Source organism: Streptomyces sp. NBC_00271, from assembly GCF_036178845.1.
GTDB lineage: Bacteria > Actinomycetota > Actinomycetes > Streptomycetales > Streptomycetaceae > Streptomyces.
The window spans coordinates 63,727-83,986 of the sequence record NZ_CP108070.1 but is presented as its reverse complement, the minus strand read 5'-3'; the positions used below and the strand labels follow the sequence as shown (position 1 = coordinate 83,986).

Genomic DNA, 20,260 nt, shown 5'->3' with positions numbered 1-20,260 from the left:
GTCGCCGGGCGCGGGCCAGGACCGCCCCGCATGCCGGCGGGAGCATGTTCAGCCGCGGTGAGTCTCGAGCAGTCGCAGCCAGATTTCGCCGAGGGTGGGGAAGGCGGGGACGGCGTGCCAGAGCCGGTCGAGGGGGACTTCGCCGGCGACGGCGATGGTGGCGGAGTGGACGAGTTCGCCGACGCCGGGGCCGGCGAAGGTGACGCCGGCGACGGTGCCCCGGTCGGTGTCGATGAGCATGCGGGCGTGGCCGCGGTAGTCCTCGCCGTACTGGTGGGCACCGGCGACGTGGGCGAGGTTGTAGTCGACGACCTTGATGCGGCGGCCGCTCTGTTCGATCTCGCGGCTGGTCAGGCCGACGGAGGCGACTTCGGGGGTGGTGAAGATGACCTGGGGGACGGCGGCCGTGTCGGCGGTGGCGACGTGCGCGCCCCAGGGGGCGTCGTCGACCTGCTCGCTGTTGGCGCGGGCGCCGATGACGGCGCCGGCGATGCGGGCCTGGTACTTGCCCTGATGCGTCATCAGGGCGCGGCGGTTGACGTCGCCGACGGCGTAGAGCCAGCCGCCGTCGACGCCGGTGACACGGAAGGTGTCGTCGACGGTGAGCCAGTCGCCGGGGGTGAGGTCGACGCTTTCCAGGCCGATGTCGCGGGTCTGTGGGGCGCGGCCGGTCGCCAGCAGGATCTCGTCCGTGGCCAGCTGTCCGCCGTCGGACAGCGTGATCCGCACTTCGCCGTCCTCGCGTGTCATGGAGGTGGCGGTGGTGTTGAAGCGGATGTCGACGCCTGCTTCGAGCAGCCCCTCGGTGACCAGGTCGCCGGCGAAGGGTTCCATACGCTCCAGGATCCCGTTTTCGAGGACGAGCATGGTGACCTGGGAGCCGAGGGCCTGCCAGGCGGTGGCCATCTCGACGGCGACGACGCCGCCGCCGACGATGGCGAGGCGGCCGGGTGCCTTGGTGGCGGTGGTGGCCTCGCGGCTGGTCCAGGGGCGGACGGTGTCGTATCCGGGGATGGGGGGCAGGGCGGCGCGGGTGCCGGTGGAGACGGCGACGGCGTGCCGGGCGGTCAGGTGGACGGTGTCGCCCTCCGGGGTCTGCACGGCGACCTGTTTGGGGCCGGTGAGGCGGCCGTGACCGCGTATGAGGTCGACGTTGACGGAGTTGAGCCAGTCGACCTGGTCCTCGTCCTTCCAGTAGGAGGACATCTTGTCGCGGTGTGCGAGGACCGCCTCGACGTCCAGGGGGCCGGCGACGGCCGGGTCGAGTCCGGGTACGCGGCTCGCGTCGGCACGTGCGACCACCGGCCGCAGCAGCGCCTTGCTGGGGTCGCAGGCCCAGAACGAGCATTCGCCGCCGATGAGGTCGCGCTCGATGATCACGGTGCTGAGTCCGGCGGAGCGGGCGCGTTCGGCCACGTTCTCGCCGACCGGCCCTGCGCCGATGACGATCACGTCGTAGGTGCGGGTGGTCTCGTTCGTCACTGCTGCGTTCGTCACTGCTGCGTTCGTCACTGCTGTGTTCCTCACTGTTTCGTTCGTCATTGCTTGCGTGCCTGGGCCGGACTCTCCACGGCCGCGGCCCCTTGCCGGCCGCGTTCGCCGTTGCCTGCCGCCGGACGGCGGGGCCGCCGCACCGCACGGGGTCGAGGGGCGGTCACGGGCTGGGTCGGCCGTGGCGGCCAGCGCGGCCCCGTGGCAGCCGGACTGCCGGGCGGCGGAGAGCACCCACCCGTGCGCTCGCCCGGCGGTCCGGTGCCGGTCTTCGGTCCGGACCGCGAGAGGTGCTGGTCCGGACTGGCTGTCGTCCGGGCCGGCGACGGCCTGTTGCAGCCCTTGGACGGTGGCTTGGCGGCTTGTGGGGGAGGTCAGCGGCCGGGGAGGCGCTCCGAGATTTCCTGGAGCACCCAGCCGTTGCCGTCCGGGTCGCTGAAGGTGGCGAAGGAGCCGTAGGAGGCGCGCTCGGGGTGCAGGCCGGCCAGCCGCTCCTGGCCGGGGCGGCGGTGGGTGACGTTCCCGTCCTCGTGGCCGTGGAAGAGGCCGCCTGCGTCGTGGAAGATCTCGCTGACCTCGATGCCGCGGCCGGTGAGCTCCGCGCGGGCTTCCTCGATGTCCGAGACGATGAGGTACAGGCCCTGGAAAGAGCCGGGCGTGATGGGGGTCATCCCCTCGCCGAAGATGATCGAGCACTCGGAGCCGGGCGGTGTGAAGTGCACGACCCGGACGTCCTCGCTGGCCTTGTAGTCGACGTCCAGGCGGAATCCGGCCTTCGCGTAGAAGGCCTTGGCCTGGTCGATGTCGGAGACGGGCAGCACGATCATTTCGAGCTTCAGTTTCATGGGGGGTGTCCTTGTTTCTTGACGTCGGTGGATTACGCCCAATGCGTCACCGGTTCAACAGGTGGTGGTCGCGGCCGGGGTCTCGTTGCCTCCGGCTGCTGCGGCGGGCGGCGTGACGCCGAAGGGGGAGTGGCTGATCCGCTGCAGTCCGACCTGAACCAATGGTCCGTTTTGCCGGACCACTGATCCGAATATATGGACCACTGATCCGAATGGTCAAGAGGGGGAGATGTGGGCTGATGCATGAGCGGGGCGTCGATGTGTCGCTGCGCGAGATCGCGCGCAAGGCGGAGGCCGGACTCGAGACGCTGCTGCGTCACGGTGCGCGACTCCTTGCCCGCGCCTGGGGCGCGGTCATGGCGCGGATTGATGGCGCCGACTTGTTTGCACTGTCGGCGACGCTTCGCTCGGCTCGGCGATCAGCGCTCGCTCGTACCATGCGCCGACCGCCTCTTCGGGGTCCCGTCGGCTCGCGGTAGCTGCTGAGTCGACCCGGGCCGGCGAGAAGCAGGGAGCGAACAAGGTGCCCTGGGTCTCGAACTGTTCGTGCGCGCCGCCATCGTCAGCCGATTCGCGGCGATCGCGGTCCGCTCCCGGGGGGGCTCGATGCCGGCACCCTTTGACCGTCTTGGCGAACGCGGCCTCGAACCGCTCCCGTCGAGCGTGCGGCCCAGTTTGTCGGTCTGCGAGCGAGACGGTTTCGTCTGCAGGCTTGAGGGTGACGCTCCCCGTCGGGCCCGGACGCTCCTTGCGGTCGTCGGAATCTCGCTCGCGCCAGGCCTCAGGCCTTCGAAGTGACGCCCACGCGTGCTGAGTTGGAGCAGCCTCGCGAGCCTGACGTCGGCCCTGCGCGCGATGTCGCGCCGTGAATGTCGACGCCCTGCTCGCTGATGGCGGTCCCCGCTGCGGCGAACAGGTGGTCGGGGTCCGTCCTGGCGTCGGCCCGCGTCTGCCCCCTCTTGACTATTCGGATCAGTGGTCCATATATTCGGATCAGTGGTCCGGAAAAGTGGATCACTGATTCACTTCATTTGTCCCCGCGAGAGACGCAGGAAGAGCGCTGTGCCAAGACAGACCATGAAAGCGATCCGGCTGCACGAGTTCGGCGGCCCTGAGGTGCTGCGCTACGAGGAGGTGCCGGTTCCTGTGCCGGGGTCGGGTGAGGTGCTCGTGCGCGTGCACGCGGTCGGCATCAACCCTCCTGACCGGTATGCACGCGAGGGGATGCCCGACATACCTCCCGAGATCAGGCCCGAGTTCCAGCTCCCCCTGATTCCGGGGACCGACGTCTCAGGCGTCGTGGAAGCCGTCGCCGCCGACGTCAACGGCTTCGCGGTCGGAGACGAGGTGATCGGCCTTCTGCGTTTTCCCACCCTTCTCCAGAGCAGCGCGTACGCCGAGTACGTCACCGCGCCGGCGTCCGACCTCGCCCGCAAGCTGACCGGCATCGACCACGTGCGCGCCGCCGCCCTGGTCATGTCGGGATTGACGGCGTGGCAGTTCCTGATCGAGCTCGGGCACGATCATCCCTCGCCGTTCCAGGAGGCCCAGCACCGCCCGATGGCACTCGGCAGCAAGAGCACGGTGCTCATCAACGGCGCTGCCGGTGGCGTGGGGCACCTCGCTCTCCAGCTGGCCAAGTGGAAGGGGGCCCGCGTCATCGCCGTGGCCTCCGGCGCTAACGAGACGTTCCTGCGCGAGCTCGGCGCCGACGAGTTCATCGACTACACCAAGGAGCGGCCCGAGGAGGTTGTTCGTGACGTCGACCTGGTCCTGGACACCGTCGGGGGTCCCGACAGCAGGCGCTTTTTGCGCACCCTTAAGCGCGGCGGGTTCCTCTACCCGGTGTACTTCGGCCAGTTCGACGACGAGGAGAACGCGAAACTGGGTGTCACGGTCACGGCCGTGTCGGTTCGCTCGAGCGGCGCGCAGCTCGCCGAACTGCAGAGCTTGGTCGACGCGGGGAAGATTCGCGTCGCGATCGACAGCATGTTCCCGCTCGCGGATGCCAGGGCGGCGCACGAGCGCGTCGCCCGGGGGCACATCCGGGGCAAGGTTGTGCTCACGGTCGCTTAGGGACGAGCCGAGAGGTGGCGGCGTTGGCGGCGCCCGCCTCGTGGAAGAGCCGGAAGGGCAGCTGTGCGACTGGCACCGGCCGCGCGATCTGCTGCCCGACGGGTTCGAGACCGTCCTCGGCGCCGACAGCGCCCTGCACGAGACCGTCGACCGCATCATGTTCGACACCGGCCTTGCCACCTGCCCGCACTGGACCGCTGAGAGGACCGGCCGGCTCCGTGTGCCGCCCGCTGATGGGCTGGCGGAGCAGGTCCGTACGGCTCCAGGCCCTGGCCCTGGTGCTGATAGCCGTCATGACAGCCCGCACGGCAGGCAGGGGACAACCTCGCCAGTGGCGGTGAGCCGGCCGCCTCGGAGAGGCTACCGGCTGGGCGGCGGGGCCCGGCTGCGGGCCAGGGCTGCACGGGATCGGCCGCACCGCGAGCGGTGCGGGGTGCGGCGCGACATGCACTGCGTGGCGGCCAGGAGGACATCATGAGGCTAATTGACAGGGCCCTGCGGCTGACGGTGTTCATCGAGGAATCCGACACCTGGGGGCACAGGCCGCTGGTTGCGGAGATCGTGCACCGGGCCCACCAGGCCGGACTGGCCGGCGCGTCCGTCTTCCGCGGGTCCGTCTTCCGCGGAGTGGAGGGCTACGGGGCATCCACGGTCATCCACGGCTACCGGCTGTGGTCGGTCAAGCAGGATCTGCCGCTCGCGATCGTCATCGTCGACGAAGAGGAACGCATCCGGTGCTTCCTGCCCACGCTGAAGGAACTGGTCACCGAGGGCCTGGTGATCGTCGAAGAGGTCGAGGTGGGCCGCATCGGCCAGACGCACGCCGACGCCGTCTGACGCGGGCGGCGCTGCCGGAGCGAACGGTGGCCCTAGCGGTGTCCGGATGGTGAGGGCGGGGCCTATCCGAACACCGCCTTGGCCACGGCCAAGCCGATGAACACCGCTCCGAGCCCGGCGATGACCGAAGCCGCCACGTTGGCGAACGCCAGGAACCTCGCGCCAGCCGCGGCCAGGCTCAGCGTTTCGTAGGAGAACGTCGAGTACGTGGTCAGCGCCCCGCACAGCCCCGTCCCCAGGAACAGCTGCACGTCCTTCGACGCGGCGCCGGACAGCGCCGCCCCCGTCAGCACGCCGAGGATCACCGAGCCGGTGATGTTGGCGGCGAAGGTGCCCCAGGGGAAGACCGTGTCGTGGCGCGCCTGGACCGCCCGGTCGGTCAGGTACCGCAGCGGGGCCCCGATGGCGCCGCCCAGCAGCACCAGCAGGAGCCTCATCGGCTCACGGCCTCCCGTCCCACGTAGTGCACCACCTGAACCTCCTCCAGGGTCACCAGGCCTTCGATGGCCAGTTCGTCCAGCTGTGGCAGGAAGGAACGGATCCGGTCTTCCTCGTCCACGATGACAACCGCGGTCGGCAGGTCGTCCGCCATCGACAGCAACCGGGTGGTGTGCACGATCGAGGACGCCCCGAACCCCTCCACCCCGCGGAAGACCGACGCCCCGGCCAGTCCCGCCGCGTGAGCACGATGCACGATCTCGGTGTAAAGCGGCTTGTGGTGCCAGGTGTCTGTGTCGTCCACGAAGACCGTCATGCGCAACGCGCGACCAGTGAGCTTCATTACTGCATCCTTCCGGCTAGGGCGCGGCGCCCGGCCGCCACGCCGATCGTCACCGCAACCATCGCGGCCACGACGGTCACCGCCAGGTAGGCCAGCGCAATACCGGCCCGCTCCTGTGCGACCAGGCGCTCGATGTCGGCGCAGTACGTGGAGAAGGTGGTGAAGCCGCCCAGCACCCCGGTGCCGAAGAACGGCCGCAACAGATGGTGCGGCGACCACACCTCGGTGACCGCCACCAGAAACACGCCGATGATCAGGCAGCCAACGGCATTGATCCCCAGCGTTGTCCACGGAAACGCGCTGCTGCCGGTGGGCCACAGCTGCCCCGCCTCGTAGCGGGCGCCCGCCCCTACCGCCCCACCGACGGCGATCACAGAGAGCACCGCGAACTCCCGGCGGCGCGCTGCACGCCGCAGCTGCGCCTCCTCGCCTGCCGTAGCCCGCTCGGCCGGCCCGGCAACCGTCCTCAGCCCTCCGGCCACACTCCTCAAACCGCTACGTCCCGCGCGCCTCTGCACACCGACCACCGTGCACCCGTCCCTGCTCCAGGTGAGCAAGGACCGTCGTCGCGTCACTGCCGCCCTTCGGGCACCATCTCCTGCGACCCCACCGATGCCGTACGACCACCCTAAACCTCGCTCCTGGGGATGCGCGGCATCATGCCCACCCGCACTCCCGTCTCGCAAACAACGAAGAGCGGGACGGTCACACCCCAAAGCTCACTCAGCGGCAACAAGACCTGGGACAGGACAGGCCGGTGATCTCACCGGGAATTACCTATCTGCTGGTCGCCCTGCCGCCCGGGAGGGAAATTCGAACGGGACGGGACACCCCCGTGGAGAGCGCGGACCGCTCCAGCCGACGTATGCGACGTCCTCGACCCGGTCGTCCAGCTCTTCGATCCGACTACGCCGGGCCGGAGTCCCGTGCCAGAAAGACCATGAGGACGGGCATCAGCGCATCTCCTCTCCGGCGGCAGGGCGAGGCACGCCGGTGAGATGGCAGACCGCCTGCAGCGGCTCCAGGGTGACCAGCGCCTCGGGGGCGACGTCGCGGACCTGTGGGAGGAAGGCACGCACGCGGTCCTCCTCGTCGATAACCACAATGGTCAGGGGGAGGTCTTCGGCGAGGTCGAGCAGGCGGGTGGTGTGCACGAGCGAGGAGGCACCGAAGCCCTCGAAGCCGCGGAAGACGCTGGCGCCGGCGAGCCCGGCGCGGTGCGCGCGGTGGAAGATTTCGGTGTAGGCCGGCTTGTGGTGGTACTGGTCCCACTCGCCGAGGTAGACGGTCATGCGCAGGACCGGGCCTTTGAGGGGCGCACGGGGCGCGCGCGGAGGGAGGTCGTCGTCCCCGTGGTGGTGCCGGGGAAGGTGCGGGGTCATCGCAAGCTTCCTTTCCGGGGAGGATCGCCGGGATGGGGCGGATGGCCGCAGGCGGGGGCGTTCACCACTCGTGCGCATCGCAGCTGGCCCCGGCGGAGATATCGACGACCTCGACGGGTTGGAGGGTCGCCAGCAGAACCGCCTGCATACGGTCCAGGCGGGTCAAGAAGGCCTGCAGGACGACCATGTCGTCGGCGAGGACGATCTCGGCTGGCAGATGCTGAACAAGCGGGAGCACACTCTGCCTGCGTACGGTGCCGGCATCGCCGAACCCTGCAATACCACGGCGCACGCTTGCCCCCCGCAGCTTGCCTTCCCACGCACGGAGCACGACCTCCTCGACCAGCGACCGACCCCGCCACTGCCGCGCTTCATCGAGGTAGATCGTCAGCCGGCCCCAGCCAGCCGATGAGGACATCACGCCTCCTCCCTTCGGCAGAGCGGGACACGCCTGTGGCTCCAGGCGCGGGAGAGGCCCACTCCCAGGGTGCACCGGGTACGTCCCGGGGTGCCATTGCGGTGGGGGAGACGTTCCTCCATGCGTCACCGCCCCCGCTCGGCTGGACCTGACTCCCAAGCCCGGCACCGGCCCGGACGCCGCGATCCTCGGCGACCTCACCGGCGCCCTGGCGGTAGAGCTGGGCCACACGCGTACTCTTGCACCGCCTCAAGCCCGAGGGCGCGAACTCATCGCCCGAGCCGAACGCGAAGGGCTCTCCTATGCGGGCTTTCTCGCCGAGTAGCTGATGGCCGAGTGCGAGGACCGCGACCGCCGCCGGGCCGAACGCCGCATCCGGGCCGCCCACTTCCCGCGCGAGAAGTCCCTGCGTGACTTCGACTACCGCGCCAACCCCAACGTCGACCCGGCGGTGATCCACTCCCTGGCCACCTGCGACTGGATCACCAAGGGCTACCCGCTGTGTCTGATCGGGGACTCCGGCACCGGCAAGTCCCACCTGCTGATCGGCCTGGGCACCGCGGCCGCGATGGCCGGCTACCGCGTCCGCTACACCACCGCCGCCGCCCTGGTGAACGAGCTGGTCGAAGCGGCCGACGACAAGCAGCTGGGCAAGACCATCGCCCGCTACGGACGCGTCGACCTCCTGGAGATCGACGAGCTCGGCTATCTCGAACTTGACCGTCGCGGCGCAGAGATGCTCTTCCAGGTTCTGACGGAGCGTGAGGAGAAGAACAGCATCGCGATTGCCTCCAACGAGGCGTTCACGGGCTGGTCCAAGACCTTTACTGATCCGCGGCTTTGCGCGGCGATCGTGGACCGGCTCACCTTCAATGCCAGCCTCATCGAGACCGGCACCGAGTCCTATCGCCTGGCTCGCACCAGGGCGAACAAAGCCGACGGGACCAAGTGATCGCCTGTGATCAGCAGGGACGAGGGGCCCTAAGCAGCCGTGATCGCGGCGAGCAGTCCCTCGGCTGCGTCGAAGGCGATCGCCCCGTCGAGCGGATTGGAGTAGATGCGCGACCAGGTGATCAGTCCGTCCCGGATGCGGGCGAACATCACCATGTCGAAGGCGAACTGCTTCCCGGTGGCCAGGACGCGGCCGTGGAGGCGGTAGTCGGCGACGACGAGTTCGGGATCGGTCGTCTCGTGCACCTGGACGTGGTCCACGGCCGTGAACTTCTGCAGCTTCGCCCCTTCGTGAAGGTGGGCCCGGAAGGCGTCCCGTCCCGGCTCCTGCACGGGTGCGCCCGGCGGCAGGTAGGGCATCTCGAAGACGGCGTCCGTGGTGAACAGGTCGGCCATCGCCTCGCTGGGGCCGTCGGCGGTCAGACGGAGGAAATGCTGGAGGACTTCACACGGTGCTGCAGTGGTCATGGGACACTCCTCTCGACGCAACCGGGGCGATGGCCCCGGTTACGTGATTGAATATACGGGGCGCAGGCCCCGCTTATCAATACTCCAAACCCCCGTCCCTGGAGGGCACTTGACCACCGAGCGACAGCGCCCCTTGCGCGCAGACGCACGCCGCAACCGGGAGCGCATCCTGCAAACGGCCCGCACAGCCTTCGCCGCCGAGGGCCTCGCGGTCCCGCTGGACGAAATCGCCCGGCGGGCCGGGGTCGGGCCGGGCACAGTCCACCGCCACTTCCCCACCAAGGAGGTGCTGTTCGAAGCGGTCGTGCGCGAGCACCTGGAGCAGCTGACGCTCGACGCCCGCGCCACCCTGGCCGAGGCAGAGGCCGGGCCGGCGTTCTTCGCCTTCCTCGCCCGGATGACCGCCGAGGCCGATGCGAAGCAGGACCTGACCGAGGCCATCACGGCGGCGGGCGCCCCCATGGGCGTCGAGGCCGAGGAACTGGCGGCACAGCTGCGCGAGTTGTTCGGCACGCTCCTCTCCCGCGCCCAGCAGGCCGGGGCGGTGCGCGACGACGTGGACGCAGCAGACGTGCAGGCCATCGTCGTGGCCGCACTGACGGCCGGCCGCCGACGCGGCACGAGTGAGAGGCCCGGGAGGCTGGCAGAGGTCGTCTTCGACTGCCTGCTCCCACGCCACACCCACGCCGACGGGAATACGGCATGACGCGCTCGCTCGACGCGCCGAAGATCACCGCCCGCGCTGAAATCCGACCAGGCGCTCGCCGCTCCGCACCTTTGTCAGCGGTGGTCCCAAATCAAGCCGCCCACCGGGGCCACCACACAGCGCCCAATCTTCACGAATCATCCGCGAACCGGGGCCAGTTCAACTCGCCTCGGTGGGGCCGATAGCGGACGCCCTAGCCAGGTCGCGGGCTGCCGCGAGCGCTCGACTCCTTCGTGGGGCGACGCCAGGAACTCTCCGTCCTGCGCACCCTGCTGAGGACATCGCGCTTGCTCACGCTGACCGGAGCCGGAGGCGTCGGCAAGACGCGGCTGGCGCTGGAGTTCGCCAAAGGGCTGCCTGGGCGCTACGCGCGGGTTGACCTGATCGAACTCGACTCGCTGCACGACGACGCTCCGCTCGCGCAGTCCGTGGCCACCGCGCTGGGCGTGGGCGAGCGAGCGGGGCGATCCGGCACCGACGCCCTGGTCCGTGCGATCGGCAACACCTCCTGGCTTGTCATCCTGGACAACTGCGAACATCTGGCAGAGCCGTGCGCTCAGCTGGCCGCGACCCTGCTGAGTCACTGCCCCCGGTTGCGGATCCTGGCCACCAGCCGGGAGGCGCTGCGGGTTCCCGGAGAGACCGTGTTCCGGGTCGGCGAGCTGTCTCTGCCGCCTACCAGCACCGGTGACGACCCTGCCGCCCTCATGCGCTCGGACGCCGTCCGCTTGTTCGTCGAACGCGCCGCCAGCCGTGTGCCCGGCTTCACCCTCTGGCGTAGCAACGCTGCGACCGTTGCCGAGATATGCCGTCGGTTGGACGGTCTGACGCTCGGCATCGAACTCGCGGCGCACCGCGTCGGCACGCTCCCACTGGGCGACATCCTCGCCGGACTGGACAACCGGCTGTTCCAGCTGTCGCTTCTGACCGACGGAAGCCGGACCGGTCCCCGTCGTCACAACGGACTGACCGCCGCGATCGACTGGAGCCATCGGCTGCTCGAGCCGACGGAACAGGCGGTTTTCCGGCGCCTCGCGGTGCTCGTCGGAGGATTCGACACAGGCGCCGCCGAGGCAGTCTGCGCCGGCGGCGGCGTCGCCCCATGCCAAATTCTCGGCATCTTGTGCGGACTTGAGGCCAAGTCGCTGATCGTACGGCTGCCGGGCAACGCGTACCCCGCGCGCTTCCGGCAGCTGAACGCCGTTCGCGCCTGCGCCATGGAGCGTCTGATCGTGTCGGGCGAGCTGGACGCCGTACGGCGGCGGTCCCTCGACTGGCTGGGCAGCCTCGCGGAACTCACCGGTGGCGAGGTGTTCGCCGACCAGGCAGGTGGGCCGCTCACCGGCGAACGGGACAATCTCGCAGCGGCCCTGGCCAGCGCCAACGGCAGCGATGGCCCCTTGAGTGACCGGCTGGCCCTGGAACTGGCCCGCGTGTACTACCAGCATGAACAGCCTTCGGCCGCTCGCTCGCTACTGGACGGACTTCTGCGGCTGCCTGCCGGGCCTGGCCTCGGCCGCGCGGTAGCGGCACTCGCCACCCGTGTCGCCTGCCAGCAGACCGACCTGGCCGCAGCGCTACGCCTTGGTGAGCAGGCGGTACGCCAGGAACGCACGCGTGACCACCCCGCTGGTCTCGCCAATGCACTGGACGCGCGGGCGGCAGCACGGCTGTGCCGTGGTGAATTCGCCGCCGCCGTCGCGGACCTGCGCTATTGCCTGCGTGTCGTCTCCGCGCTCGGCCGACGGGAGGACACAGCATGGTGCACCCATCACCTGGCTTGGGCCCTGCTTCAGGCGGGCGAGGAGGCCGAGGCCGACTTGCTCATGGCTCGCTGTCTTCCGGTGCTCAGGGCGCAGGCGCACTGGAGCCGGGCTGCCGCCGCCCTACACACCGCCGGCGCCGTACGGCTGTCCCTGGGCCGTCTGGACAACGCCGAGGCACTGTTCGGCGAGGTGCTCCGGATCGTCCCCGAAGCAAGCTTCCACGCGCTGTACCCGGTCGAGGGCCTGGCCCTCGTGGCCGCCGAGAGCGGTGACTTGCGGCGAGCCCTGCGTTTGTACGAGGCGAGCGCGCAGGCACGCCGTCGGCTGGACACCGAGCCGGAGGACCCGTGGCGCCGACGGGTGGAACTGACCGCGGCTCGTGCGCGAGCAGGGCTGTCGGCCGCTGCGCAGGACGCTGCTGTCAGCGGTGGCCGGCGACTGCGGGGAGACCGGCTCGTCGCATACGCCCTGCGGAGAGGGAGCGGCTACCCTAGCTCGGCCTCTGACGCCACGGCGGTCGTCGTGGACCAGTTCCCGCTCACGGGCCGGGAGTTCACGGTCGCCGAGCTCGTCGCCGAGGGACTGACCAACCGCCAGATCGCTGCACGGTTAGGTCTTTCAGAGCGTACTGTCGCCACCCACCTGGACAAGGTCCGCGACAAACTGGGCCTGCGCTCACGCACCCGGATCGCTCTGTGGGTGGCCGCACGAACCAGGGACAATTCCTGACGACGCAGGGCCTCAGTAATTACCCAACAAGTGCGCGTATCGGACCCGAGTTCCTGCCTCGGCAAGACGGGTCCTTCTCGGACGAGGCCGGTGCCGCTCAGGCAGTGAGCTGGACTCCCGCGAGGCAGGTCGTCTGGAATGATCATAACGTCGTTCACGGGGAGCTGGGGCACCTTGCTTCGTCCTCCGCATCGCTCTGGGTTGTTCTGGCCAGACGCGTGTACGTCTGGCCAGAACTTGCGCTACTGCCAGCCGTGTTCCACGAGAGGGCTGCTCTCGCTCAGGTAGCCGTTCAGGCCGGCTTCCGGTTACTCGATGATGTCGTCGGGCAGGTCGTGGACAGTGAACCATTCGAGTGTCATGCACTTTTCTGGCTCCTTGTTGACGGGCTGTCCCTCCCACTTCGTGGCTTCGAAGAAGAAGCCGATCCGCTCGACGTCCTGACTCTGCCGGTGGTGTACAACCTGGACCAGGCGAAGGTGCGCCGGGTCGACGGTGATGCCGGTCTCCTCGTACAGCTCGCGGGCAGCGCCGACGGGCAGGGGCTCGCCCTGGTCGAGCTTCCCGGAAGGCATGTGCCACCGGCCGTAGCCGTACGGGCCGCCCGCGTGGCTCACCCTGGGTTCGGTGAGGGCCCAGCTCAGCGGTGCATCTCGACTACAGCAAACCGCCGTTGATTGTGATTGACCGCACGATGTGTCACGGGCTATGGCACGTGCCGACAGCCGCTTCAGCCTTCGGTATCGTCCGCCGCGTCGCTCAAGACACGGACACGTTAAGAGCTAACAGTCGATCATGAGGCTGGCTTCACTACGTGCCCCAAGGCGATGAGGCCGATTCCGACCACGAGAAACGACGAATGCTCGAACCCGCTCCACGCAACGAACAGGGCACCCGCTCCCCAGAGTCTCGGCTGCCGAACATGGCGCTGTAGCCATCGGCCTGGCATACGTCCCAGGAGCAGGGCGTGGAGGCCGAGAACAGCACAAGCAAGCCAGATCGCCCCCACCATGGCAATCAGCGGCAGAAGCATGCCCGCAAACGACGTTGACATGGTCATCCCCCGGTAGACCTCGCTGGCGGCCCTGTTACCCACCCGCGAGTCTCCCACGTCCTTACAGACCGCGGTCGATGGAAGCAAGGCCAGAGGGTCCTCACCGATTCGGTAAGGACCCTCTGATCCGTCACTTCTCTACCGGGGATTTGAACCCAAGATGCCTTCGTCCCGAAGCAACTTGGGCGGGGGCTCTGCCGTGGAGTGGTGTGGCTCTCGACTTGTCGCAGATCAACTCCGCCAGCCCAGGCCAGAGCGGGGTGGGGGCGGTCGCCTGTGGGTGTCGCCTGTCGTCGCCGGTCGGCCTCGCACGGCCCAGGGACGGCCCAGCGCGGTACTCGGTCGGAGCCTCGTGGCGATGTCAGTGCCAGTGGTTACGACCGGTGGGACAAAGCGCTCTTTCAGACTAAAACTGCTTGCCCAACCACTTGCCGATGAGGATCGCGCTGACCAGCAGCAGCACACCGGCCACGACCAGCAGGATCGTCGACGTGTTGTTGTTCTTCTTCTGCCGGCGACGGTCCGGGCGCTCGTTGTAGAGGTTCATCGGCGGCAGCATCGTGGTCGGGCCGGCGCTGGAGTCCGTGCGCAGAGCCGTCGTCGGCTGATCGTCGGGGTAGCCGCCGTAGCCGACGGAGCCCATGGCCGCTGCGGCGGCGACCGGCTGGCCGTCGAGGCAGGCCTCGATGTCGGAACGCATCTCGTCGGCGGACTGGTAGCGGTAGTTCGGGTCCTTGACCAGCGCCCGCATCACGATCGCGTCCATCTCGGGCGTGATCTCGGGGTTGAAGACGCTCGGCGGCTGCGGCTCCTCGCGGACGTGCTGGTAGGCCACCGCGACCGGGGAGTCGCCCACGAAGGGCGGGCGGACTGTCAGCAGCTCGTAGAGGAGGCAGCCGGTCGAGTAGAGGTCCGAGCGCGCGTCGACCTGCTCGCCCTTCGCCTGCTCCGGGGAGAGGTACTGGGCGGTGCCGATGACTGCGGCCGTCTGCGTCATCGTCATGCCGGAGTCGCCCATGGCGCGGGCGATGCCGAAGTCCATGACCTTGACCTGGCCGTTGCGCGTCAGCATGACGTTCGCGGGCTTGATGTCGCGGTGGACGATTCCGGCGCGGTGGGAGTACTCCAGGCCCTGGAGGATGCCGATGGTCATCTCCATGGACCGCTCCGGCAGCAGCTTGCGGCCGCTGTGAAGAAGCGTGCGGAACGTCGACCCGTCGACGTACTCCATCACGATGTACGGGATCGAGACCCCGTCGATGTGGTCCTCGCCCGTGTCGTGCACCGCGACGATCGTGGGATGGTTGAGCGAGGCGGCCGACTGGGCCTCCCGGCGAAACCGGGCCTGGAAGGACGGATCGCGTGCGAGGTCCGCGCGCAGCGTCTTCACCGCCACGGAGCGGCCGAGCCTGGTGTCGTGCGCCAGGTAGACCTCGGCCATGCCGCCACGGCCGAGCACATGGCCCAGCTCGTACCGGCCGCCGAGGCGACGCGGCTCTTCCATAGCTTTCCTACCAGCCCTCTCCGTCGGTCCCGACCACACCCGCGTGTGGTCCGGCGGTGTGCTGTTCGGGCATACGGTACCCGGCTCGCTGTGCGGGGTCGCTGCGATGGCGTTTGATGCCGAGGTATTTGGATCTAGACCGGCACTCAGTCGTACACCCTCGTTTCAGGTCGCCCGAAGCCAAACGTCGCAGTCAGACCTGATTAGGCATCAGTGATCCTGCAGTCCCACGGCGGTGCGCCAAGGGCCTGTCCGACGGGTCAGTGTGCGCAGAGATGGATGTCTGCCGCTGTCAGTGGTGTAGGAGAGGATGGGCCGTGTTGATCATTTGCGTCGAGGGGACAGCATGGCTGAGAAGCTGTTGTTTCCGGACTTGAGGGCTGTGTTTCCGCTGGTCGGGCGTAGGTTCGGAGATCCCGTGGGAGTAGTCGCCTGTCGTGCAGTCGCTCCTCGGGAGGTCGTGAATGCCGTCGGTGGTTGGGCTGTTGGAACAGCGTGAGCTGGGTGCTCGCCGTCGCGTGGACGAGCTGCGAGAGGAGGCCGACCGCATCCAGGCCGAGCTGGCCGCGGCCGAGCAGGAATGGCAGGAGTGGAGGATCGCCCGCAGGCGGGTCGATACGGTGCTCGCTCCGGATGGCGGCGACACCGCCGGCACGGAGATCACCCCGGGTGCGCTGGATGCGGACGCACCGTCGGCGCCCCGGGGTGCGGTGAAGCCGAAATCGCAGGTGCCGGTGTGGCGTGAGGAGTTGCCCTGGTCGGTGCTGTCGGTGGACTACCAGCGTATCCTTCAGGCGCTCGCGGACCGTGTCCGGCTTCATCAAGGGCCGGTGACCTGCCAGGAGATGGCCGCCGTGTTTGGCATGGATGTGGTGCCGGCGCGAGTGGAGGCACTGCGGTCGAAGGCGAAACGACTGGTCGCGCGCGGCTGGCTGGCCGAACCCGCGCCGGGCCGGTTCACGCTCGCGCAGGGTGTGGCCGGGCCAGGCGGCGGGTCATGAGCAGGATCATCGACCAGTAGACCATCGCCTCGGCGCTGGTGGTGCGCCGCTCGTAGTCCCGCGTCAGGCGGCGGGTGCGCATCAGGTGGGCGAAGAGGCGCTCGACGATCCACCGCTTGGGCAGCACCACGAACCCCTTCTGGCCGTCGCTGCGCTTGACGATCGCGAGGACCAGCGCGAGCGTGGCCAGGCAGTACTCGACGAGGCTGCCGGTGTATCCGCCGTCGGCCCAGACCATGGCCAGCCGGTGGTGTGCGTCGGCGACTTGGCGCAGCAGGACCTGGGCGGCGATGCGGTCGCCGGTGTCCGCGGCGGTGACCATCACCCCCAGCAGCAGACCGAGGGTGTCGACCACGACGTGCCGCTTGCGCCCATTGATCAGCTTGCCGCCGTCGAACCCGCGGCTGTCCGATCCGACGACGGCGTCCGCCTTGACGGACTGCGAGTCGATCACGCCGGCCGTCGGCTCCGTGTCCCGCCCCTCCCTCTCGCGGATCCTCGAGCGCAGCCGGTCGTGGAACTCCTTGACCAAGGCGTGGTCGCGCCAGCGGCGGAAGAACGCGTATACCCGGTCCCATGGCGGGAAGTCGGCGGGCATGGCCCGCCACTTGATGCCGTTGTCGACGAGGTAGCGGATTGCATCGAGTATCGCCCGGTGGCAGTACCCCTCGGGCTGCCCTCCCCGGCCGCGCATCCAGCCTGGCACCGGCAGCAGCGGCCGGACCACGGCCCATTCCGCGTCCGTCATGTCCGAGGGATACCGCCGAACACGTTCCGGGTGATCGGCCGCATTCCCGAACCGGTGAGCGACACAATCACACGTCGGTGCAGCCGAGTTGAACTCCACCGGCGCGAGCGCGTACAACTGCGGCAACAGGGTCTCCTGGATCTCGGTTGGCTTCGCAACCCCGAGCTACCAAGAGGCCCTGTACTCATGCCCGCAGCCAGCTGCGATCACCCGATCGAGACTCCCGTTCGATGCGCACCCCTCAAGATCGGAACGACAACAGCTACTGAGTTTTGACTCCGTCTGGCGGCGCCGAGAAAGTGTGTAAGTGAGCCTTGACTCCACTGGAGGGCTGGCGGGTGGGACCGGGGTGGCAAACACAGCCTCGGCCGCCGGCCGTGACCCTTACGGGGGTGTCTGTGGGACGTCGTCGACGCCCCAGTAGTGAGCGCAAATGGTGAAGCCGAGGTCGCTGGTGCCTTCAGGTAGGCGGCGTTGGCCTGCCGGTACAGGCCGACGTCGAGCGCGTAGCCGTCGCGGTCGCCTGCCTTTGCCCGGCCGATTGCGCCCTGGAGGAAGGAGTTGGCGGCGAAGTAGCTCGACTTGATCGATGCTAACGAGCCGATGTCCTTTGGGGCCATGCCCGTCGGGGCGGAATAGGTGGTCCAAACGAGGCCCATCTGCTGGCGTACTTTCAGGACGTCCAGATCATCGGCGGCGACCCGGGCGAATCCGGTGTCTTTGTTCTTGTTCGGAACCTGTCCCGCGTAGGGCTTGCAAAAGGTCTCGAGCGTTTTGACGAAGCTGTCCTTGGTCAACTGGGCGGGATCCGGGGGCGGTGCGGCGATACGGTTGCGCAGATCGGACCAGGTACCGATCCCGAAGAAGAACGCCGCAAGCGCCAGATACACGGTGAACGTGCTCCACTGCTGGAACCAGCTCTTTTCCGCCTTGCGCTGGTCGTCCACGTAGGCGGCTATGCGGTCGAGCTTCTCCCTATCGGTCTCATGCGCGCTGGTGGCTCCGGACCCGTGGTCGGCGGTTGTCATGAACGATGAATATCGGCTCCGCGGTCATACGGGAACTCCGTTGCCCGCGAAGGAGGAGACCAAGCAGGCCGAGGTGCAGTCCAGCAGGAGCCTGTGGTCGGGTCAGCGCAGGCGAACCACAGTGACGACCGCGTGCCGGGTGGTGCCTGCCACGACCTCTACGACGACCTTCCCGCTCGCGGGTGTGTAGGCGTCGCCGCCCTGCGTGTACGCGCGTCCGGACTGGGGGGCCAGGCGCGGGGCGATCCGGGTGGCCAAGGCCGTGGTCAGGCGCTGGGACAGCGCGACGCGGCCGTCGGGGAGCCGTACGGCGAGTGCCCGCGGCTGGCGCGCGGTGCCGGTGAATCCGGCCACGGTCGCCTCGATCGTGTCCGCGTGGCGGATCTTCAACCACGCTCCGGCACGGCCGGCCCGGTAGGGGGAGGTGGTGCGTTTGGCGACGATGCCTTCGACGCCCTGGTCGTGGAGGGTGTCGTACCAGGTGAGTGCGGTGTCGCGGTCGGTGGTGCTAGAGACGGCCTGGATCGGGGTGTTCGCGGGCAGGCCTGCCAGGAGGCTGAGAAGAGCAGCGCGGCGCTCGCTGTACGGCTGCGCTCGTATGTCCCCGTTCGGCGGTGGCAGTTGCAGTGCGTCGAAGGCGATGTAGTGCGCGGGGCGCTGGGCGGCCAGGCGGCGGGCGCGGGTGGGGGAGGAGGCGGCTCGGGCCTGTGCGGCCTCGAAGCTGATCCGTCCGTCCTCGGTGGTGATGACGGCCTCGCCGTCGAGAACGGTCCCGGCTGGGAGGTGGTGGCCGGCGAGGGCGAGGTCTCCCCATGCGGCGGTGACGTCGCGTCCGGAGCGGGCCTGCAGGCGGACCCCGGCTTCGGTCCGCCACATGATCATTCGGTGGCCGTCGAGTTTCACCTCATAGCTCCAGTCCGTTCCGGTGGGCAGTTCCGGTACGGGCTGGGCGAGGGCGACGGAGGCGGGCCAGTCCACCCGTCCAGCCTGCGGCGGTGTCAGCTGTGGTGCGCGTCGGTGTCGTCGGGAAGCGGGCCGCTCTGGGGGCTTCTAGGCTGGTGGGGCTCGGGGTTGTCGTGGAGGTCTGTGATGCCCCGACCGCTGTGGAGCGGCGCGATCAGCTTCGGTCTGGTGACCATTCCGGTGAAGCTGATGAGCGCCACCGAGGACCGTTCGGTCCGGTTCCATCAGGTCCATACGGAAGACCTGGGCCGGGTGCGGGTGCGCAAGTACTGCGAGGCGGAGGACCGCGAGGTGTCCGCGGCCGAGATCGGCAAGGGGTTCGAGGTCTCCAAGGACACGCTGGTCGCCGTCACGGACGAAGAGCTGGAGCAGATGCCGCTGCCGACCGCGAAGGCGATCGAGATCGTCGCGTTCGTGCCGGCTGCGTCGATCGACCCGGTGCGGCTGAGCGGAGACAGCTACTTCCTGCAGTACGACGGCCCGGTCGCGGCGAAGCCGTACGTCCTGATCGCGCGGGCGCTGGCCCGCAACACGAAGGTGGCCGTGGCGAAGCTGGCGTGGCACGGGCGTGAGCGCCTGGTGCTGTTGCGGGTGCGGGACGGGGCGCTGGTCGCGCACGTGCTCAAGTGGGACGACGAGGTGCGCGACCCCTCTGAGCTCGCCCCGAAGGAAGCCAAGGTCACGGACTCCGAGATCGACGAGGCGCTGCAGTTGGTCGACTCGATGACGACGGACGACATCTCCGGCTACCGGGACGAGTACCGGAAGGCTCTGGAAGCGCTGATCGAGGCGAAGGCCGAGGGCCGGCAGCCGCCCGAACCGACCGAGGCTGAGGAGACGGGCGGCCAGGTTGTCGACCTGATGGCCGCGCTGCAGGAGAGTGTCCGCAAGGCCCAGGCTTCGCGCGGCGAGGGTGCGGGTGATGCCGAGGTCCATGAGATGCCGGCGGCCAAGAAGAAGGCAGCGGGGAAGGCGCCCGCCAAGAGGACTGCGAAGAAGGCCGCGGCGGCGAAGAAGCCGGCCCGGCGGCAGCGGGGTGCCTAGGCCGAAGTCCCGTGCAGGACGGGGGAGTAGAGACGCGGCATCGGCGGCGGGTCAGTCGAGGATGCGGAGCTGGGCGTCGGGTTTGCAGTGGGTGCAGGCGCGCACGCCCGAGGTGAGGAGGCGGCGGGCTTCGTCGCGCGGGACGGGGCGTCGTCGTTTGCCCGCGGCGTAGCAGCCGCCGACATGGACTTCGATGGGCGGGCGTCCGTTGCCGATGCCGAGTTCGATGATCCAGTCCGGCTCCTGCGGCCGGTTCTTCTGGCCGTGTTCCTGTTCGGCTTCCCGCTTCTGAAGGGCGGCGATCTTGGTGTCGATGCGCTGCAGCCACATGGCGTGCCACACCCGCAGGGTGAGCAGTCGCGCCAGGTCAGGTGGCAGGTCATCGAACATGTTTCCGATTCTAGATCTGAGGGTGACCGGTCTCTCCGTCTCGCGTGTTCGAATTCTAGTTCGATAACGTGGGGTGGA

At 68.8% G+C, this 20,260-nt stretch carries 20 protein-coding genes and 3 pseudogenes; 8 read left to right on the top strand and 15 right to left on the bottom strand.

The genetic code is table 11. The annotated features are described in order from the left end of the window. Positions 1-48: 48 nt before the first annotated feature. The gene (locus OG798_RS00465; RefSeq protein ID WP_443054176.1) at positions 49-1,482 is read right to left on the bottom strand and encodes a dihydrolipoyl dehydrogenase family protein; all 1,434 of its coding nucleotides are present in this window, start codon (positions 1,480-1,482) and stop codon (positions 49-51) included. A gap of 383 nt (positions 1,483-1,865) precedes the next feature. Beyond that, entirely contained in the window at positions 1,866-2,336 is a 471-nt protein-coding gene (locus OG798_RS00460) for a VOC family protein (protein WP_328755803.1), read from the bottom strand. 245 nt (positions 2,337-2,581) lie between these two features. On the opposite strand from OG798_RS00460, the pseudogene OG798_RS56325 reads away from it, so the two are divergent. Further along, positions 2,582-2,822, top strand: a pseudogene (locus OG798_RS56325) (hypothetical protein); the annotation flags it as partial. A 591-nt stretch (positions 2,823-3,413) separates the two neighbouring features. Then, positions 3,414-4,412: an NADP-dependent oxidoreductase gene (locus OG798_RS00455; RefSeq protein ID WP_121413742.1), complete on the top strand. Its 999-nt coding sequence runs from the start codon at positions 3,414-3,416 to the stop codon at positions 4,410-4,412. Here OG798_RS00455 and OG798_RS56320 read toward each other — a convergent pair. Then, the gene (locus tag OG798_RS56320) at positions 4,399-4,707 is read right to left on the bottom strand and encodes a hypothetical protein (protein ID WP_413253495.1); all 309 of its coding nucleotides are present in this window, start codon (positions 4,705-4,707) and stop codon (positions 4,399-4,401) included. The genes OG798_RS00455 and OG798_RS56320 overlap by 14 nt on opposite strands. 176 nt (positions 4,708-4,883) lie before the next feature. Here OG798_RS56320 and OG798_RS00445 point away from each other — a divergent pair, with 176 nt between their 5' ends. After that, complete coding sequence (locus OG798_RS00445; RefSeq protein ID WP_435864178.1) at positions 4,884-5,249, top strand: DUF190 domain-containing protein; 366 nt, start codon at positions 4,884-4,886, stop codon at positions 5,247-5,249. A 62-nt stretch (positions 5,250-5,311) separates the two neighbouring features. Here OG798_RS00445 and crcB (OG798_RS00440) read toward each other — a convergent pair whose 3' ends face one another. From crcB (OG798_RS00440) to OG798_RS00420, 5 genes are all read right to left on the bottom strand, one after another. Then, positions 5,312-5,686: a fluoride efflux transporter CrcB gene (crcB, locus tag OG798_RS00440; protein WP_121413740.1), complete on the bottom strand. Its 375-nt coding sequence runs from the start codon at positions 5,684-5,686 to the stop codon at positions 5,312-5,314. Beyond that, positions 5,683-6,030 carry a DUF190 domain-containing protein gene (locus OG798_RS00435; RefSeq protein WP_121413739.1) on the bottom strand — a complete coding sequence of 116 codons (348 nt, stop codon included), beginning with the start codon at positions 6,028-6,030 and terminating at the stop codon, positions 5,683-5,685. Before OG798_RS00435 ends, crcB (OG798_RS00440) begins: the two co-directional genes overlap by 4 nt. Beyond that, positions 6,030-6,413 carry a fluoride efflux transporter CrcB gene (crcB, locus tag OG798_RS00430; protein ID WP_323138664.1) on the bottom strand — a complete coding sequence of 128 codons (384 nt, stop codon included), beginning with the start codon at positions 6,411-6,413 and terminating at the stop codon, positions 6,030-6,032. The genes OG798_RS00435 and crcB (OG798_RS00430) overlap by 1 nt, the downstream gene beginning before the upstream one ends. Before the next feature lie 570 nt (positions 6,414-6,983). Beyond that, positions 6,984-7,322, bottom strand: coding sequence for a DUF190 domain-containing protein (locus OG798_RS00425; RefSeq protein ID WP_267063688.1), 339 nt, complete (start codon positions 7,320-7,322; stop codon positions 6,984-6,986). A 151-nt stretch (positions 7,323-7,473) separates the two neighbouring features. After that, the gene (locus OG798_RS00420; RefSeq protein ID WP_328755801.1) at positions 7,474-7,830 is read right to left on the bottom strand and encodes a DUF190 domain-containing protein; all 357 of its coding nucleotides are present in this window, start codon (positions 7,828-7,830) and stop codon (positions 7,474-7,476) included. A gap of 286 nt (positions 7,831-8,116) precedes the next feature. Between OG798_RS00420 and istB the strand changes: the two are divergent. After that, positions 8,117-8,782: pseudogene (gene istB, locus OG798_RS00415) on the top strand (IS21-like element helper ATPase IstB); the annotation flags it as partial. Between the two features lie 29 nt (positions 8,783-8,811). Here the strand turns inward: istB and OG798_RS00410 are convergent. Next, positions 8,812-9,249: a nuclear transport factor 2 family protein gene (locus OG798_RS00410; RefSeq protein WP_120984829.1), complete on the bottom strand. Its 438-nt coding sequence runs from the start codon at positions 9,247-9,249 to the stop codon at positions 8,812-8,814. 109 nt (positions 9,250-9,358) lie between these two features. Here OG798_RS00410 and OG798_RS00405 point away from each other — a divergent pair, with 109 nt between their 5' ends. Next, on the top strand, positions 9,359-9,955 hold the full coding sequence (locus tag OG798_RS00405; protein ID WP_121413735.1) for a TetR/AcrR family transcriptional regulator: 597 nt from the start codon (positions 9,359-9,361) through the stop codon (positions 9,953-9,955). 287 nt (positions 9,956-10,242) lie between these two features. After that, entirely contained in the window at positions 10,243-12,450 is a 2,208-nt protein-coding gene (locus OG798_RS00400; protein ID WP_328755799.1) for an ATP-binding protein, read from the top strand. A gap of 308 nt (positions 12,451-12,758) precedes the next feature. Here the strand turns inward: OG798_RS00400 and OG798_RS00395 are convergent, their stop codons facing one another. Both OG798_RS00395 and pknB read right to left on the bottom strand, forming a co-directional pair. Next, the gene (locus OG798_RS00395) at positions 12,759-13,067 is read right to left on the bottom strand and encodes an NUDIX domain-containing protein (protein ID WP_323138663.1); all 309 of its coding nucleotides are present in this window, start codon (positions 13,065-13,067) and stop codon (positions 12,759-12,761) included. An 861-nt stretch (positions 13,068-13,928) separates the two neighbouring features. After that, positions 13,929-15,008, bottom strand: a pseudogene (pknB, locus tag OG798_RS00390) (Stk1 family PASTA domain-containing Ser/Thr kinase); the annotation flags it as partial. Positions 15,009-15,472: 464 nt separating this feature from the next. Here pknB and OG798_RS00385 point away from each other — a divergent pair. After that, a complete protein-coding gene (locus OG798_RS00385) occupies positions 15,473-16,009 on the top strand; it encodes a hypothetical protein (RefSeq protein ID WP_328755797.1) in 537 nt (178 codons plus the stop codon). On the opposite strand, the gene OG798_RS00380 is transcribed toward OG798_RS00385, so the two are convergent. The 3 genes from OG798_RS00380 to OG798_RS00370 all read right to left on the bottom strand — a co-directional run bounded on the left by OG798_RS00380 (position 15,966) and on the right by OG798_RS00370 (position 18,763). After that, complete coding sequence (locus tag OG798_RS00380) at positions 15,966-16,757, bottom strand: IS5 family transposase (protein WP_267059812.1); 792 nt, start codon at positions 16,755-16,757, stop codon at positions 15,966-15,968. The two genes, OG798_RS00385 and OG798_RS00380, sit on opposite strands and share 44 nt — an antisense overlap. A gap of 206 nt (positions 16,758-16,963) precedes the next feature. Next, complete coding sequence (locus OG798_RS00375; protein WP_328755796.1) at positions 16,964-17,785, bottom strand: hypothetical protein; 822 nt, start codon at positions 17,783-17,785, stop codon at positions 16,964-16,966. A gap of 102 nt (positions 17,786-17,887) precedes the next feature. After that, a complete protein-coding gene (locus tag OG798_RS00370; protein ID WP_267059809.1) occupies positions 17,888-18,763 on the bottom strand; it encodes an ATP-dependent DNA ligase in 876 nt (291 codons plus the stop codon). Positions 18,764-18,874: 111 nt separating this feature from the next. On the opposite strand from OG798_RS00370, the gene ku reads away from it, so the two are divergent. Then, entirely contained in the window at positions 18,875-19,792 is a 918-nt protein-coding gene (gene ku / locus OG798_RS00365) for a non-homologous end joining protein Ku (RefSeq protein WP_267059808.1), read from the top strand. Between the two features lie 51 nt (positions 19,793-19,843). Here the strand turns inward: ku and OG798_RS00360 are convergent, their stop codons facing one another. Beyond that, positions 19,844-20,182 carry a DUF6233 domain-containing protein gene (locus OG798_RS00360; RefSeq protein WP_267059807.1) on the bottom strand — a complete coding sequence of 113 codons (339 nt, stop codon included), beginning with the start codon at positions 20,180-20,182 and terminating at the stop codon, positions 19,844-19,846. Between the last annotated feature and the right edge of the window lie 78 nt (positions 20,183-20,260).

What these genes read in the sequence shown, in the direction of transcription:
- OG798_RS00460 (WP_328755803.1), bottom strand. Translation starts at nt 2,336, where the DNA reads ATGAAACTGAAGCTCGAAATGATCGTGCTGCCCGTCTCCGACATCGAC.
- OG798_RS00455 (WP_121413742.1), top strand. Translation starts at nt 3,414, where the DNA reads ATGAAAGCGATCCGGCTGCACGAGTTCGGCGGCCCTGAGGTGCTGCGC.
- OG798_RS56320 (WP_413253495.1), bottom strand. Translation starts at nt 4,707, where the DNA reads ATGACGGCTATCAGCACCAGGGCCAGGGCCTGGAGCCGTACGGACCTG.
- crcB (WP_121413740.1), bottom strand. Translation starts at nt 5,686, where the DNA reads ATGAGGCTCCTGCTGGTGCTGCTGGGCGGCGCCATCGGGGCCCCGCTG.
- OG798_RS00435 (WP_121413739.1), bottom strand. Translation starts at nt 6,030, where the DNA reads ATGAAGCTCACTGGTCGCGCGTTGCGCATGACGGTCTTCGTGGACGAC.
- OG798_RS00425 (WP_267063688.1), bottom strand. Translation starts at nt 7,322, where the DNA reads ATGACCGTCTACCTCGGCGAGTGGGACCAGTACCACCACAAGCCGGCC.
- OG798_RS00420 (WP_328755801.1), bottom strand. Translation starts at nt 7,830, where the DNA reads ATGTCCTCATCGGCTGGCTGGGGCCGGCTGACGATCTACCTCGATGAA.
- OG798_RS00410 (WP_120984829.1), bottom strand. Translation starts at nt 9,249, where the DNA reads ATGACCACTGCAGCACCGTGTGAAGTCCTCCAGCATTTCCTCCGTCTG.
- OG798_RS00385 (WP_328755797.1), top strand. Translation starts at nt 15,473, where the DNA reads ATGCCGTCGGTGGTTGGGCTGTTGGAACAGCGTGAGCTGGGTGCTCGC.
- OG798_RS00380 (WP_267059812.1), bottom strand. Translation starts at nt 16,757, where the DNA reads ATGACGGACGCGGAATGGGCCGTGGTCCGGCCGCTGCTGCCGGTGCCA.
- OG798_RS00375 (WP_328755796.1), bottom strand. Translation starts at nt 17,785, where the DNA reads ATGACAACCGCCGACCACGGGTCCGGAGCCACCAGCGCGCATGAGACC.
- ku (WP_267059808.1), top strand. Translation starts at nt 18,875, where the DNA reads ATGCCCCGACCGCTGTGGAGCGGCGCGATCAGCTTCGGTCTGGTGACC.
- OG798_RS00360 (WP_267059807.1), bottom strand. Translation starts at nt 20,182, where the DNA reads ATGTTCGATGACCTGCCACCTGACCTGGCGCGACTGCTCACCCTGCGG.